This is a genomic window from Kitasatospora sp. NPDC048296, assembly GCF_043201815.1.
GTDB lineage: Bacteria > Actinomycetota > Actinomycetes > Streptomycetales > Streptomycetaceae > Kitasatospora.
This window is the reverse complement of record NZ_JBICZB010000035.1, coordinates 15,354-30,125: the sequence shown is the minus strand read 5'-3', so window position 1 is coordinate 30,125 and position 14,772 is coordinate 15,354. Positions and strand designations below refer to the sequence as shown.

At 71.2% G+C, this 14,772-nt stretch carries 13 protein-coding genes; all 13 read right to left on the bottom strand.

Annotated features, from left to right (window positions below; genetic code table 11):
* Positions 1 to 19 precede the first annotated feature (19 nt).
* The 13 genes from ACGF12_RS21355 to ACGF12_RS21295 all read right to left on the bottom strand — a co-directional run bounded on the left by ACGF12_RS21355 (position 20) and on the right by ACGF12_RS21295 (position 14,734).
* Entirely contained in the window at positions 20 to 916 is an 897-nt protein-coding gene (locus ACGF12_RS21355) for a class E sortase (protein WP_393032160.1), read from the bottom strand.
* Positions 913 to 2,757 (bottom strand): substrate-binding domain-containing protein, encoded by a 1,845-nt coding sequence (locus ACGF12_RS21350; protein ID WP_393032157.1) that lies wholly within the window; start codon positions 2,755 to 2,757, stop codon positions 913 to 915. Before ACGF12_RS21350 ends, ACGF12_RS21355 begins: the two co-directional genes overlap by 4 nt.
* 38 nt (positions 2,758 to 2,795) lie before the next feature.
* A complete protein-coding gene (gene pstA, locus ACGF12_RS21345; RefSeq protein ID WP_393032154.1) occupies positions 2,796 to 4,076 on the bottom strand; it encodes a phosphate ABC transporter permease PstA in 1,281 nt (426 codons plus the stop codon).
* A gap of 55 nt (positions 4,077 to 4,131) precedes the next feature.
* The gene (pstC, locus tag ACGF12_RS21340; protein ID WP_393032150.1) at positions 4,132 to 5,163 is read right to left on the bottom strand and encodes a phosphate ABC transporter permease subunit PstC; all 1,032 of its coding nucleotides are present in this window, start codon (positions 5,161 to 5,163) and stop codon (positions 4,132 to 4,134) included.
* Positions 5,164 to 5,572: 409 nt separating this feature from the next.
* Positions 5,573 to 8,152 carry a hypothetical protein gene (locus tag ACGF12_RS21335; RefSeq protein WP_393032147.1) on the bottom strand — a complete coding sequence of 860 codons (2,580 nt, stop codon included), beginning with the start codon at positions 8,150 to 8,152 and terminating at the stop codon, positions 5,573 to 5,575.
* A 283-nt stretch (positions 8,153 to 8,435) separates the two neighbouring features.
* Positions 8,436 to 9,026 (bottom strand): hypothetical protein, encoded by a 591-nt coding sequence (locus ACGF12_RS21330; RefSeq protein WP_393032144.1) that lies wholly within the window; start codon positions 9,024 to 9,026, stop codon positions 8,436 to 8,438.
* Positions 9,027 to 9,119: 93 nt separating this feature from the next.
* Positions 9,120 to 9,371 carry a hypothetical protein gene (locus tag ACGF12_RS21325; protein WP_393032141.1) on the bottom strand — a complete coding sequence of 84 codons (252 nt, stop codon included), beginning with the start codon at positions 9,369 to 9,371 and terminating at the stop codon, positions 9,120 to 9,122.
* Positions 9,353 to 9,484: a hypothetical protein gene (locus ACGF12_RS21320; RefSeq protein ID WP_393032139.1), complete on the bottom strand. Its 132-nt coding sequence runs from the start codon at positions 9,482 to 9,484 to the stop codon at positions 9,353 to 9,355. Before ACGF12_RS21320 ends, ACGF12_RS21325 begins: the two co-directional genes overlap by 19 nt.
* Positions 9,485 to 9,497: 13 nt before the next feature.
* Complete coding sequence (locus tag ACGF12_RS21315) at positions 9,498 to 10,529, bottom strand: PstS family phosphate ABC transporter substrate-binding protein (RefSeq protein ID WP_393032136.1); 1,032 nt, start codon at positions 10,527 to 10,529, stop codon at positions 9,498 to 9,500.
* Between the two features lie 83 nt (positions 10,530 to 10,612).
* Positions 10,613 to 11,653: a PstS family phosphate ABC transporter substrate-binding protein gene (locus ACGF12_RS21310; RefSeq protein ID WP_393032134.1), complete on the bottom strand. Its 1,041-nt coding sequence runs from the start codon at positions 11,651 to 11,653 to the stop codon at positions 10,613 to 10,615.
* A gap of 319 nt (positions 11,654 to 11,972) precedes the next feature.
* Complete coding sequence (locus ACGF12_RS21305; protein WP_393032131.1) at positions 11,973 to 12,377, bottom strand: hypothetical protein; 405 nt, start codon at positions 12,375 to 12,377, stop codon at positions 11,973 to 11,975.
* Positions 12,367 to 12,780 (bottom strand): hypothetical protein, encoded by a 414-nt coding sequence (locus ACGF12_RS21300; RefSeq protein ID WP_393032128.1) that lies wholly within the window; start codon positions 12,778 to 12,780, stop codon positions 12,367 to 12,369. Before ACGF12_RS21300 ends, ACGF12_RS21305 begins: the two co-directional genes overlap by 11 nt.
* Positions 12,781 to 12,925: 145 nt before the next feature.
* Positions 12,926 to 14,734, bottom strand: coding sequence for a GAF domain-containing protein (locus tag ACGF12_RS21295; RefSeq protein ID WP_393032125.1), 1,809 nt, complete (start codon positions 14,732 to 14,734; stop codon positions 12,926 to 12,928).
* Positions 14,735 to 14,772 lie beyond the last annotated feature (38 nt).

The window sequence follows — 14,772 nt, the reverse complement described above, 5'->3', positions numbered from 1 at the left end:
ACGGTCCTCCGGGCGCGCGTCAGTAGAGGTTGGGCAGCAGGGCGGCGGCGTTCTCGTAGACCGCCCAGATCAGCGCGCCGACCACCGGCGCGAGGCTCAGGTAGACGGCCGACGGCCGCCAGTACCGGGCCAGCAGCAGCGCGCCGACCACCGCGCCCAGCAGCCCGAGCGACCACAGCTGCAGCGTGGCCAGCGCGCCCTTGTCCGCGGCCAGCGCCTTGTCGTACGCGACGGTGACGGGGCGGCCGCCGGGGTTCTGGTCGGGGTCGCCCTCAAGGCGGGCGCCGATCATCACGGTGGAGCCGGGGATCCAGTCGGAGTCGCCGGTGACCAGGACCAGCCGGTTGCGGGCCGGGTCGGTGATCGGGTGGTCGCCGTCGCCGTACACGTTGACGGTGTAGGTGTACTTGCCCTGCCCGGTGGTGGCCTCGATCCTGTCGCCGACCCGGAGCTTGGACAGCTCGGCGAAGGGCGCGCCGAAGGTGGCGCCACGGCCGAACACCACCGCGACCCCGCCCTGGCCGGGCAGCGCGGTGTCCCGGCGGTGGCCGGGGCCGCGCATCAGGTCCCGGCCGGTGGTGCCCTCGACCACCACGGTCTGGTGCAGGCCGATCGCCGGGATGTCCAGCAGCGCCACCGGGTCGCCGTCGTCGGCCGAGCCGGTCGGGGCGACGGCCCGGGCGAGCTGGTCCTTGAAGGTCTTGTACGCGGACGACTGGTAGTGCCGCTCCTGGACGTGCGAGAGCGTGAACAGGTAGCCGACGAAGCCCAGCACCAGCGCGGCCAGCAGGCTGACCACCCAGGCTCCCTGGAGGAACCGCCGCCGCGCGGGCGTGACGGCGGGACGGGCCGGGGACTCCTCGACCAGGGGCGCCGACGGTTCGGTCACCGGCTTCTCCAGGACCGGTGCGGTCACGAGGCACCGCCCGATCCCTTGCGCCGGCGCAGCAGCCGGCGGCCGAGCAGCGGCGGGACGAGCACCACGGCGAGCAGCTCCACCGCGGTGAGGGTGGAGAGCGTCCAGTCCTCGGGCTTGCCGCTCACCTCGACCACGTTGGCCGCGACCTCGGTGGAGCCGCCGCCGCGGCCGCGGGCGACCACCTGCCCGGTCTGCGGGTCGACCACGTCCTCGGTCGATCCGTCGCCCCCGCCGCCGGCCGCGTTCGGGTCCCCGGCGGCCGCGCCGCCACCCGCGTTCGGGTCGCCGCCGGCCGCGCCGCCACCGGCACCGCCCGCGTCCCCGCCACCGCCGGCGCCGCCTCCGGAGGAGCCGTTGCCGCCGTGACCGTTGCCGCCGGAGCCGCCATTGCCACCGGCACCGCCGGAACCACCGGCCGCGCCGCCGCCACTGGAACCACCGGAACCACCGGAGCCGCCCGAACCGGTCTTGACCGGCTTGCCGTCCTGCACGGTGCAGTCCAGCGGCGCGTCCTGCTTGTCGCAGGGGCTGGGCATCGGCGCGTTCTTGAGGACGGTCAGCTCACCGGCCGAGTTGAAGGTCGGGTTGGCGCAGTTGGACAGGGTGTCCGGGTCGACCGGGCTGGCGTTGCCGGGAATGGACTTGGTCTGCAGCAGCCCACCGCGGACCAGGCCGCGCGGGATCGGTGAGTAGCCGAGACCGTCGGCCTCGCCCTGGCCCTCGCAGAGCACGTACGCGAGGAAGCGGCTGAGCGCGCCGCCCTTGTCGTTGTTGAAACGGCCCGGCGGGGGCAGCGGGGCACCGGCGCGCGGCACGATCACGTAGCTGTAGCTGGAGATCGGGTACGCGCGCGGGTCGTCCATGGTGTAGACGCCGTCGAGGTTCTGCTGCAGGTAGTCCGGGTCGGTGGCCGGGGTGCTGTCGTCCACACCGCGGATCTTGGCGGCGGTGAGCGCCACGGCGACGTTGGAGGCGGTCGGCAGCGAGTAGTAGCCGGCCTGGTTGAGGACCTTCACGACCGGCCAGTTGCTGCGCTTGGCGAAGGCGTACTCGTCGTAGCCGATGGTGCCGAGACCGGAGGGCGCCTTGATGTAGCCGGCCACCACGTCCGAACCGTTCTGGGCGACCATCCGGCCGGACGGCGGGAAGAACTCGGTGTAGTCACCGCAGGGGACGCTGTTGACGGAGGAGCAGTAGGCGTCCCACTGATCCCTGTGGGTGTGCTCCATCCAGCGGGTGAACTGCGCGGTGGCGCCGGAGCCGTCCGAGCGGACCACCGGGGTGATCGGCAGGTTGGGCAGCGTCTTGCCGTAGTCGGCGGTGATCTTCGGGTCGTTCCAGTTGGTGATCTTGTCGGTGAAGATGTCCACGATGGTCTGCGGGGACAGTCGCAGGTCACGGACCTGCTTGCCGCCGACCACCAGGTTGTACATGAAGGTGGTGCCGCCGGCGGTGATCGGGATGTAGGAGAAGCCGTAGTTGGGCTTCTCCGCGCCACCCGTGCCGTTGCGGTGGCCCGCCGCGTTCACACCGGAGTCGTCGGTGGTGCGGAACGGGACGTCGGAGGCGGTGAAGTCGTCCTGCCCGAGGCTCCACGAGTTGCGGCCGGCCGCCGAGCCGATCGGGTTGAAGTTGATCTGGATGCCCTGCGGCCCGACGTCCTGGCGCCACTGGTCGATGGCCGGACCGGCCCAGCTGGAGCCGTCGGCACTCAGCGCGACGCTCGCCGCGAACGCCCTCGAACCCGGCCCCAGCATCGGGGCGGCCGCGAGCAGGAACAGCGACATCAGCAGGGCGAGCGCGCGGGCCACGGGGCGGCTTGCGGCCTCCCACGACATGAGAACTCCTCTGGGACGGAGGGTGGTTGGGTGAGTCATCAGCTGTTCCCCGGGAGCGGGACGGTGGGGTGCGCGGGTGCGGACGCGGTACGCGCCATCGCCGGGCCGACGGCTCCGGCCGGCCGAGCGGCCCGTGCGCCCGCCTCGGCGCGGCGCGCCTCACGGTCGATCCGGCGCTTCTGGCGCCTCGTCAACTCGCCCGGCTTGCGGCCGCCGAGCACCCGTGCGGTGACGAACAGGATCAGCACGATGACCATCAGGCTCAGGCCGGCCGCGAAGGCACGGGCGACCATCGCGTCGTAGGGCTGCTTGACGTAGTTCCAGATGTACAGCGGCAGCGACACCTGGTGCTCGTGGAACGGGTCGCCGTTGAACTGGGAGGTGAAGCCCGAGGTCAGCAGCACCGGGGAGGTCTCGCCCACGCCGCGCGCCATGCCGAGCACCACCGCCGTCATCAGGCCGGGCCGGGCGGTCGGCAGCACCACGTTCCACACCGTCCGCCACTGGCTGCCGCCCAGCGCGTACGAGGCCTCGCGCAGGGTGCCCGGCACCAGTCGGATGACCACCTCGGCGGCCCGGGTCACGATCGGCATCATCATCACGGTCAGGGCCAGTGACGCCGCGAAGCCGCTCTTGTCGAAGCCGAAGGTGATGATGAAGATCCCGAGGATGAACAGACCGGCCACGATGGACGGCAGCGCGGTCATCGCCTCGACCAGCGTCCGCACCGGCTTGGCCATCCGGCCGCCGACCTCGGACATGAAGACCGCCGCCGCGACGCCCAGCGGCACCGCGAACAGCGTGGCCAGGCCCAGCTGTTCGAGCGATCCGACGATCGCGTTGAGCGCGCCGCCGGAGGTGATCGGGGAGAGCGCGGCGGTCCGCTCCATCGACTCGGTGAAGAAGTTGACGTGCTGGGCGGCCTCCCAGCCTTGGATGGCCACGTACCAGATCTGGTCGCTGATCAGCGCGACCACCAGCAGCCCGGAACTCCAGGCGACCACGGACACCAGCCGGTCGCGCACCATGAGCTTGCCCCACTGGAGCAGGCCGAGAGCGAAGTAGCCGCCCAGGAACAGGACGTACCAGCAGACCAGGAAGCCGAACACGCCGCTGAACGGCAGCACCCGCTCGTACAGCATCCAGTTCAGCGCCAGCGAGCCGACCAGCGCTCCGGCCACGGTGAAGACGTCCTCCGGGGTGACGCCGCCGAGCCGCACCTTTGTCTCGGGGCGCGGCGCGGCGGTGTCGGCGGCCGGGGCGGCGGGAGTTGTCGCCGGCTCGGACGCGGCGACCGGCGGGCGGTCGAGCGTGGTCATCGGGTGGTTCCCTTCGACGGGGTCTCTGCGGGGCCGGCCATGTCGGTGCGCCGCCTCAGTCCGCGGTGGAGGCCCCGGAGCGGGACCGGTTGATCACGAAGCCGGCCGCCACGTTGACCAGCAAGGTCAGCGCGAACAGCACAAGGCCGGCCGCCATCAGCGCGGAGAGCGAGAGCGAGTCCGACTCGCCGAAGCGCAGGGCGATCAGCGCCGAGATCGAGTTGGCGCCGTTCTCCAGGATGTGCGAGATGGCCTTGAAGTTCGGCGAGATGATCAGCGCGACCGCGATCGTCTCGCCCATCGCCCGGCCGAAGCCCAGCATGATCGCGCCGATCACACCGCCCTTGCCGAACGGCAGCACCACCGTGCGCACCATCCCCCAGCGGGTCGAGCCCAGCGCGTAGGCGCCCTCCCGCTCGCCCTGCGGGGCCTGGGAGAACACCTCCCGGCTGAGCGAGGTCACGATCGGGATGATCATCAGCGAGACGACCACACCCGCGATGAACGTGGACGAGGTGTAGGAGGTGCCGATGTCCCCGGTGCGCACCTTCAGGAAGGGGATCGCGTCGCCCAAGTGGTTGGAGAGCCAGCGGCTGAAGCCGACCATCCGCGGCTGGAGGAAGAGCATCCCCCACAGGCCGTAGATGATGCTGGGGATCGCCGCCATCAGGTCGACCAGCGAGATCAGCGCCGCACGCAGCCGGACCGGCGCGTACTCGGAGATGAAGATCGCGGTGAAGAGCGCCACCGGCACGGCGATCACCAGCGCGATCACGGCGATCAGCAGGCCGTTCGGGAGCACGGCGGCGATGCCGAAGTTGTGCGCGGCGGTCTGCCACCTCTGCTCGGTCAGGAAGGACCAGCCGACGGCGCGCAACGCGTCCGTACCGCGGAGGATCAGGAAGAAGGCGATCAGTCCCATGATCGCGAAGACCGACAGCCCGGCGATCCGCAGCACCCCGCGGAACACCCGGTCGCCCGGGGTCGCAGGACTGGTGATCGCGCGCGGGACGTCCCGGTCGGGCCCGTGGTCGGGTCGGCCTGGCGCCCCGGCGTACGGTGCCGCGGGGTCGGCGGCGGATGTCATGGTCTGCTCTCCGTACTCGGCGGCGGGGGACGGACGGATCCGGTGCGTACCCATTCGGCCAGTCGGAGGTGGCCGGATCGGGTCGGCCGTGTGTACGAGGGCCCAACGCGGCGACTCTGTAGCGGAGTTGGGAACTCCAGATGGCTTCACATGGCCAGTGGATGGCATGTTCGCAGCGGTGCGCGCGCTCAACTCGCTTGAAGGGACGGCGATTTGAGTGCGATCGAGCGTGGTCGGACCGCTGGCCGGTTTCGCCCCAACGATCAACGCGCGTTGACGCCCGGCCGCTTGGCGCATGCGAAAACGACTCGGCGGGGCCGGAACGGCGGCCCCGCCGAGTCGCTCGGGTGGTGCGAGTGGTGCGAGTGGTGCGAGTGGTGCGAGTGGTGCGAGTGGTGCGGTCAGTGCGTCACGGGCGGCGGCGCACCCGCGCCCAGCCCTGCCGCAGCCCGGTCAGCGCCCGCGCCCCGGCGGGCGTACCGCCCAGGACCAGGGCCGCCGGACCGCCGACCAGCAGCACCCCGCCACCGATCAGCGCGATGGGCAGCAGCAGCCGGGCCATGCCGGAGCGGTCCGCCGCCGGAGTCCCGGCGGCGACAGGCGCGGCGGCAAGCGACTTGCCGGGCGCGCTCGGGGTGGCGCCGGGCTTGGCTCCCGGGGCTGGCGCAGCGGGCGCACCGGCACCGCCGGCCGCGGTACCGGCACCTGTACCGCTGCCGGACAGGCCACTGGCGGAGTTGGAGCCGGAGCCGCCGGTCGAGGAGTCCCCGGAGCCACCGGAGGACCCGCCGCCCTCGCCGACCTGGGTCACCGAAGCGACGTTCGGGGCGGTGCTCCCGCCCCCGCCACCGCCGGCGGCCGGGGTCGAGCCGTCACCACCGGTCGCGGGCGGGTTCGGCGGCGCGGCCTGGTTGCCGGGCAGCTTGGCGTCCTGCGCCTCCAGGTGGCTGATGGCGTCGGCCGCCTGGGTCCGCTGGGCTGCGGTGAGGGCGAGGAAGCCGGGCGCGAGGTGGCCGGGCTCGTGGCCGTAGACCTGGCCGGTAGTGGTGATCGCATGCATGAACTTGCTCATCGCCGCCACCTTGTCGGCCGCGACGTCCTTGGTCGGGAGCATCGCGTACTGCACCGTGGTCAGCGGGTAGGCCTTCTGGTCCCGGGAGAACGCCGTGTCGGACGTGCCGTACGGCAGCGACTGCGTGCCGGTCGCCTGGTCGACGGTCATGTCGGCGACGGCAGCCTGGAAGCCCGGCGCGTCCGGGGAGGCGAAACCGCCGGCCGGGTTGAGCAGTTGGGCCTCGGGCAGCGAGTAGGCCTTGGCCTCACCGCTGTCCATGATCGCGAACAGCATCCGCTGGCCGACCTTCTGTGCCGGGCACTGGTCGTGGGAGCCGTCCGTCTTCGTGTCCGTACTGACGCAGTTGGGCTGGTTCCAGAGCACCTTGCGCACCACGTCGTTCAGCCCGGTCGCGATCGGGTTCCACTCGAACTGCTTCCAGTGGGCCTTCGCGTTGTCGGTCGAGTCCGCGACGCCCGAGGAGTCCTGCCGCACGAACGAGTCGACCGGGTAGCCGGAGAAGCCCGGGCGCTCGTAGTACGTGTCCACGTGCATGCCCCACGGATCGGCTTCGCCGTCCAGGAACCTCACCGCGTCGGGGTCCGAGGCGATCCACGAGGTCAGCTGGTAGGTCATGTCAGCCGTGCCGCCGAACACCGTCGGGCTGAAGTCGGAGTAGGAGCACCCGGTCGGCCACGTCAACTTGCTGTCGGCGGGCAACGGGTTCAGCTTCTGGAACTCCTGATCGTCGAAGATGCAGGTGGGGTTGCCCTGGACCGACTTGACGTCAGTACCCGGAGAACCGTACGACTGCGTCAGCAGCTTCGCCATCAGCCTGGCGTTGAGCTTCATGCTCCTGATCTGACGGCCGGTGCCAGGCGCATCCACGACGAACACCACGGAGATCCCCGACGAGGTGATCGGCGCGTACACGTAGGGCCTCGGAGGTGGCGACTGGGTGTCCGGACGGGCCGTCAGAGCCATGTCCTTGGCACCCGCCAGGAAGTCCGAGCGTGCCTGTGCGTCACCGTTCGCGAAGCCGTAGTTCAGCGACATCGGCTCCGTACCCGTGCACAACCCCGCCTGCCACTGCTCCATCGCCCGCTTCGCCGGTTCGAGGCCGGACACGGTGAAGGCCGAGTTCTGACCGGGGCAGGCCTTCGCCGTGGCCGCGAACTGCAACGGGATGACCGTGCGGCGGCCCCAGGAGCACTGCTCGGAGGTCTTCAGCTTCGTCCACTTGTTCAGACCGGCCTCCAACGTCAGGTCGGAGGGCAGGTCGACGGCGAGATCCAGCGTGTGGTCGTCGCAGTTGACCACACCCTTCTTCGTCTTGTCCGTGTAGCCGAGCGAGTCGCCACCATAGTTGGGCTCCACGACGATCGAGCACGCGTGCTTGTCGTCGCAGCCCAGCGTGGGGCTCTGGTCCGCCGTGAAGAGCTCGATGTCCGCGGAACCCGAGCCGTCCGAACCCGTGACCGCCACGACCATGTTGGACGGGAAGTCGGGGAAGGTCGAACCCGGGGCCGGCTGCTTCTGCTGGAACCCCGCCGCCGGGTCCGCGTTGTACAGGGTGCTGTCGTAGCAGTCGGTGATCTGCGGATCTTCGCCCCGACACTGGTACACGCGCACCTGGTAGTACGGCAGGCGGGCGCGTCGGGCCGGCCCGTTCTGCCAGGGAAGCCCACTGGCGGCGGCGGAGGGGGTGAACCCCGTCCAGCTGACGTGGACCACCTGGTTGACCAGGTCCTTCGTCTGCGCGACGGTGACGCTGCCCTGAGTCGTACCGTAGACCTTGCCCTTGGGGTCCCAGATCGTCGGCCCCGTCTTGGTCACGGCGGAGTCCTCGGCCGCGGCACGCGGCACGGCACCCAACCCGATCGGCACCACACCGATCGCCACCACCACCGACCACACCAACGCGATCGCCGGCATCCGACGACGCCACCATCCCGGATGTCTCCGGTCGGGCAGGCGGATTCTCATGGCGGGCACCTCCGTACGATTGCGCGCCGCTCGGAAGCGCGGCGCGAGGGGATCAGGCAGCGAGCGGCCAACGATTCCGGTACACATCCATTCGGCCAGTCACAGGTGGCCGGATCCGGTCGTGCATGTGTACGGGACCCCAACGCGGCAACTCTGTAGCGGAGTTGACCCCTCCACGCGACCAGGCCCGCGCCTCCCGGCGCGGGCCTGCCGCTCAATCGGCCGACAGTGCTCAGCCGTTGAAGGTGAACGAGAAGGAGCCGACACCCTGGCCCGCCGTGAAGAAGCCGGTGTTCAGCTGAGTGTCGAGGTACTGGGCCCCGGTGGCGTCCAGCGTGAGGGCGGACGCGGTCAGGGTCTGGGTGGTGCCGCTCTGGCTGCTGTGCTGGATGCCGGTCGGGCGCAGCAGCGAGACCGGCGCGGTGCCGCCGACCGGCACACCGGTGACGCGCCAGCGGTCGGCGCTGAACGCGAGCTGGTTGAAGAGCACGCTCTTGCCGGTCTGGACGTCGACGAACAGCAGGCTGCCGTCGAGGGTCACGTTGCCGTAGTAGCCGCGCAGGTTGACGCTGCCACCGGTCACCGGAAGGCTGGTCGACAGGCCCGTGGTGCTGTCGTAGGCGACGCTGGCGTTCGGCAGCGGAACGATGAACACGCCGCTGGTGGCCGCGTTCTGAAGGAACGTGTTGTTCTCGACCACAACGGCGCTACCGGTGGGGGTGGCAGCGGGGGTGGTGTCGGCCGCGGCGACGCCGCTGAAACCGGTCGCGGCGAGAACGACCGCGACGCCGCCGGCGAGGAACCGGGCGGTGGTACGGGACATGCTGGTCTCCTTGGGAGAGGAAGGTGTCGCGTTGGGGGTGGAGCACCGGCCCGAGGACCGGCCGACGGCTGCGGCCGCTGCCGCGTCCGTGGTTCAGGGGTGCGACATGAAGCCGCAGTTGAGGACCGCTGGATACCGGTAGTTCGCCGGATCGGCGGCCGCGACCGGGTCGTTGCAGACCCGGCCGTTCGGGCCGAGGACCGTCTGCATCGCCGTCGCCTTCGCCGTACCCGCCTCCGGGTCGCCCTCTCGGACGACGGTCGACACGGGGTGGCCGAACTGCGAGTTGGCGAAAACCGGATCGATCTGGCTGTTGGTGACCGGGTTCAGGATCGCGCCGTCCACGCTGATGTCGCGCAGGGCCCGGCCCCCGGATCGGCCGTCGCGGCGCCGCCGAACAGCGGCAGCGCGGGGGCGCCGATCGCGATGACGAGAGCCTTGGCGGTGATCGCGCGCACGGTCCCGCTCCTCTCAGGTGAGGGTCTCGACGCCGCAGGCCGGGGTCGTCAGGTAGCCGTAGCTCTGGATGTCCGCAGCGGCGACGGGGTCATTGCAGATCCAGCCGTCGGGTCCGAAGATCGCCTGAAGCGCCTGCCCGTGGGCGTCGTTCGCGGACCACTCGCCGTCCCGGACGACGTCGTAGATCACCCGACCGAACGCCGAATTGGCGAGGTCCACATTGATCCGGTTGTTGCTGACCGGTGCCAGCGTGACAGTGCCGTACACGATGCTCCGCAGACTCAGACTGCCGGGTGCATCGCCCTGGGTGCTGTGGCCGCCGACGGTCTGCCCCAGGTAGTGACCGACGGAATAGGGGAACACCACATCCGGGTCACCGAGCCCGGAGTCCGTGCCCTGGTTCTCCTCCGGACCGGTCGTGACGCACTGACCCGGGGCCGTGACGCCGATCGCGGCCAGGAAGAACGCTCGCGTACCGGAGTTGACCTGCGGCAGGAACGGCTTGATGGTGGCGTCGGGCAGGCTCGGGTCGATCCAGCTCCAGTTGGTGATTTCGCAGCGGTAGATCGCGGCCAGCTGGTCGACGGTCAACTGCGTCGGGGCGTTGCCGTTCACCTGGGCGGACCAGGTCACCGCGTCCCTCGCCAACGGGACGAAGTCCAGGCCGTGGGGATCGGTCGGCAACGGAGCCCGATCCGACCGGGCGAAGTCGACCGTCGCACCGGCATTGCCGGCCAGGGCCCGCACACCGGCGCCGGCGCCGTCGGGCCGCAGGATCGTCGTCGCTCCGGTCTTGGTGGTGATCGGGGAAGTGCCGGTCGCGTCCCAGCTGTACAGGTGCGGCGCGGTGGAGCCGGTACCCAGGGATGCGTTGTAGTCGATCGCGAGCTGGTTCAGGAGCCCCTGGGAGGTCTGCGCCCCCACACCCACGAGGTCCTGCGCCTGGGGGGAGACCATCGGATCGGCCGTGGCACTCCCTACCGACAGCGATACTGCCAACGCGGCCGCCGCGCAGACCGCGCGCAGCCTGGATCCGATCCGCAAGACCCCACCCCTCAGATTGATCCAGCCGTTGGGCCGGCGGCCACGGGCAGGACGCCCGTGGCCGCCGGATGGTGCGAGATGGATCAGGTGAGGTTGGCGACACCACAGGCCGGGGTGGCCAGGAAGCCGTAGCTCGCCAGGTCGGCGGCGGCGGTCGGGTCGTTGCAGATCCAGCCGTTCGAGCCGAAGATCGCCTGCAGGGCCTGGGCGTGGGCGTCGGTGCCGCTCCACTCGGAGTCACGGAAGACGTTGTAGACCACGCGACCGAACTGCGAGTTGGAGAAGTCGGTGTCGATCTGGTTGTTGGTGATGGGGGTCAGGGTGACACCGCCCGCCACGACGTTACGCAGGGACAGGTTGCCCGGCGCGTCGGTGGTGGTGCCGTGGCCGCCGACCGTCTGGCCGATGTAGTGGGCGACGGAGTAGGGGAAGACCACGTTCGGGTCGGTCAGGTTGGTGTCGGTGCCCTCGTTCTCCTCCGGGCCGCTGGTGACGCAGCTGCCCGGGGTGGCGACGTTGATCGCGCTGAGGAAGAAGGAGCGCGTGCCGGAGTCGGCCTGCGGCAGGAACGGCTTGATGGCGGCGTTCGGCAGGCTGCTGTTGATCTGCTGCCAGTTGGTGATGGTGCACTTGTAGATGCCGGTCAGCTGGTCAGCGGTCAGCTGCGCCGGGGCGTTGCCGTTCGCCTGCGCGGACCAGGTCACCGCGTCCTTGGCCAGCGTGACGAAGTCCAGGCCGTGGGCGTCGGTGGCCGCCGGGCCGCGGGAGGAGCGGGCGAAGTCCACGGTCGCGCTGGTGTTGGCGACCAGGGCCTTGATGCCGGCGCCGGAGCCGTTCGGGCGGGCGATCGAGGTGGCACCGGTCTTGGTGGTGATCGGCGAGGTGCCGGTCGCGTCCCAGCTGTACAGGTGCGGCGCGGTGGAGCCGGCGCCCAGGGAGGCGTTGTAGTCGGCCGAGAACTGGTTCAGGACGGACTGGATGGTGTCCGAGCCGACGCCGACGATGTCCTGGGCGGCCGGGGTGACGCCGGCGGCCGGGTCGGCGACAGCGGCGCCCGAGGCGATGGTGACCAGCGAGGTCGCCAGGGCGGCGGCGGTGAGCAGCTTGGCAGCGGTCTTACGCATGTTCCTCTTCCTTCGGTGGGAGAGACCTACATCGCGTGAACCCGTGCTCCGGGGGGAGTCCGGGAGCCGGTGGCCGCGTCCGCTGCGGCCGCTCCGGCAGTGCAGATCCTGTCCGGCCGGGAGGTTCCGCCGGAAGGGTGGTCGGGTCCGACTCGGGAATGTCGACTCATCGGTTCGACGAGGTTTAGGCACTGGTCAGCCTGGCCGTGACAGGGGCGAAACAACCAGCTCAGAAGCCGTGGACGTTCTTCTCCAGGTGGCTGCTCGGGGTGTTGCCGGAAACCTGTGCTTCACCGGAACAGCACGTACGGCCGACCGGTCACAGCGGCCGGCGGCCGTCCCGCCCGCCCCGCCGCAGCTCCTGCCCCACCCACTGCAGTCCGGCCAGGAAGCCCTCGACGCCCGCCTGGCACTGGTCGCGCCGCAGGTACCCGCGCGCACTGCGGGCCACCGGCACGGAAGCGGCCGCCCCGGGCCGGGTGCTGCGCACCGGCAGGTAGGCGGACCACACCCACTGCCGCCCCTCGGACTGCGTGACGGAACACCGAAGGGCGGCCCGCTCGATGATCAACTCACGCACCGCATCGGCGAGTTCCCCCTCGCTCCGGTAGGTGCGCACGCCGACCCCGAGCGGCCGCCCGTTGGCGGCCCGCAGCGCCCAGCCCACACAGCGGTCGGCCGCGGGCACGATCAGCAGCCGCGGTCCGCGCCGCTCAGCGGCCATCGGGACGTCTCAACGACACGGCTCTCTCGGGCAGTTCGCGCGCCGGCTGTTTGGCGAGCAGCACCACGAAGCGCCGAAAGGCGTTCTGGCAGGTCGCGTACCGCTCGTAGGCACGGCTGGACCGCACCTCGGGCAGACCGCGCGATCCGGGGATGACCCAGATCCACCCGATCCCGTCGCGGACATGGGTGATCCGCGCGGTCAGTTCGGCGGCACCCACGCGCAGGCCGTCGAAGCCCCGCTCGGCCTCGCCGGGCGTCTCGAACAGCGCGGGGGTGATCGCGACCACCCGGCCGTTGGGCGCCTTCAGCTGCCAGCGGTAGCGCCCGTCCGGAGCACGCTCGGCCCGGAACCCCCCTCGACTTGCCCCTGCTGCGGTGTTGCCGCGGCCGGAAGCGTTCACTGCCCCTCCGTCCGGTTTCCCCTCCGAGACGGATGACAAGCTATGTGTGCACACGGAAGCGCCGATAGCCCAGAACGTTCACAACTTGCGCCGTTGGTCGGGAAGTTCTCCCTCGTTCAGCTTTCACCTAACGCTTGTCACGCACCTACAGCCGGGCCGTCCAACGCACCGTCGTCCCCTTCCGGTAGGGCCCGCACTCGTGCCAGGCGGCCCCGCCGAGCGCCTCCGCCCGGCGGGTCAGGTTGAGCAGTCCGCTGCGCCGCCCGCCCGCCGGGATGCCCACCCCGTCGTCGGTCACGGTGAGCAGCACGCCGGGCCGTCCACCGCGGTCCAGCGACTCGGGGTCGCCACCGACCGGCCGGCCGCCGTCGTCCAGGTGGACGGTGGCGTCGATCTCCACGCCGACCCGGGAGGCCCGCGCGTGCCGGGCCGTGTTGGAGAGCATCTCCCGCAGCGCGGCCAGGAGTTGGCGACCGGTGTTCTCGCCGACCAGGCTCTCCACCGGCCCGACGAAGCTCACCGAGGGCTTGAAGCCGAGCGCCGCCGCGGCCTGGCTGGCCTCCCGCAGGACGCGGGTGCGCAGGGTGTCGGGGGCGTCGCCGTGGTTGTCGTGCTGGAGGGCGTAGATGGTGGTGCGGACCTCCTGGATGGTGGCGTCCAGTTCGTCCACCGCGTTGCCGATGCCGACCTTCACCTCGGGGACGACGGCGCGCCGGGCCGCGCTCTCCAGCATCATCCCGGTGGCGAACAGCCGCTGGATCACCAGGTCGTGGAGGTCGCGGGCGATCCGGTCGCGGTCCTGGAAGACGGCGAGGCGCTGCTGGTCGCGCTGGCCCTCGGCGAGGCGCAGGGCGAGGGCGGCCTGCGAGGCGAAGGTCTCGGCGAGCTGCTTCTCGGAGTCGGTGAACGGCAGCGCGCCGCGCGGGCGCCAGACGCAGAGCCCACCGAGCACCCGCCCGGCGGCGACCATCGGGACGGCCATGGACGGGCCGAAGCTGCGGGCGAGCCGGATCACCACGGTCGGGTCGCTGGACATGTCGTCCAGGTGGACGCTCTCCCCGGCCAGCAGCCGGGCCGCGAAACTGTCCTTGGGGAGCAGCTCGCCACGGACGAACTCGGCGGCCTCGCCGGAGGCGTGGGCGACCCGCATCTGCCCGTCGCTCTCGCCGACGGGGCCGGTGGGCAGCAGGATCATGCCGAGCGCGGCGTCCGCCAACTCCCGCACCTGCTCGGCGGCCACGGTCAGCGCGCCCTCGGCCTGCTCGGTGGAGAGCAGCGCGGTGGTGACGGCGGCGGCGCCGGCGATCCAGCGTTCGCGGCGGCGCCCCTCCTCGTACAGCCGGGAGTTCTCGATCGCCACGCCGGCGGCCGCGGCGAGCGCGTGCACCACCTGCTCGTCCTCGGGGGTGAAGGCTCCGCCGCCCTTCTTCTCGGTGAGGTAGAGGTTGCCGAAGACCTCCTCGCGGACCCGGATCGGCACGCCCAGGAAGGTGACCATCTGCGGGTGGTGCGGCGGGAAGCCGGAGGAACGCGGGTCGGCGCCGAGGTCGGCCAGCCGCAGCGGCTCGGGGCGGTCGATGAGCGCGCCGAGGATGCCGCGCCCGGCGGGCAGTTCGCCGATCTCGGCGGCGGTCTCGTCGTCGATGCCGACGTGGATGAAGTCGGCCAGGCCGTGCCCGCCGGGGGCGATCACGCCGAGCGCCGCGTACCGGGCGTCGACCAGTTCGGCGGCGCCGGTGGCGATCCGGTGCAGGGTGGCGTGCAGGTCGAGCCCGGCGCCGATGGAGACCACCGCCTCCAGCAGGCGCTGCATCCGGTCGGTGACCGCGGCGGCCGACTGCAGGCGCTCCGCGACCTCGGTGACCAGGGTGTCCAGCCCGAGCGAGGCGATCTCGGGCACCCGATGGGGTGTCGGCTCGGGGGCGGCCTCGGGAAGGTCCGGCGTGGGGTCCATGAAGAAAGCCTAGTTTGTACGGTTTTCAGCCGAAGGGA

Bases quoted from the DNA above. Each gene is read 5' to 3' on its own strand.
- ACGF12_RS21305 (WP_393032131.1), bottom strand. From the start codon at position 12,377: ATGGCCGCTGAGCGGCGCGGACCGCGGCTGCTGATCGTGCCCGCGGCC.
- ACGF12_RS21330 (WP_393032144.1), bottom strand. From the start codon at position 9,026: ATGTCCCGTACCACCGCCCGGTTCCTCGCCGGCGGCGTCGCGGTCGTT.
- ACGF12_RS21310 (WP_393032134.1), bottom strand. From the start codon at position 11,653: ATGCGTAAGACCGCTGCCAAGCTGCTCACCGCCGCCGCCCTGGCGACC.
- ACGF12_RS21350 (WP_393032157.1), bottom strand. From the start codon at position 2,757: ATGTCGTGGGAGGCCGCAAGCCGCCCCGTGGCCCGCGCGCTCGCCCTG.
- ACGF12_RS21335 (WP_393032147.1), bottom strand. From the start codon at position 8,152: ATGCCGGCGATCGCGTTGGTGTGGTCGGTGGTGGTGGCGATCGGTGTG.
- ACGF12_RS21295 (WP_393032125.1), bottom strand. From the start codon at position 14,734: ATGGACCCCACGCCGGACCTTCCCGAGGCCGCCCCCGAGCCGACACCC.
- pstC (WP_393032150.1), bottom strand. From the start codon at position 5,163: ATGACATCCGCCGCCGACCCCGCGGCACCGTACGCCGGGGCGCCAGGC.
- pstA (WP_393032154.1), bottom strand. From the start codon at position 4,076: ATGACCACGCTCGACCGCCCGCCGGTCGCCGCGTCCGAGCCGGCGACA.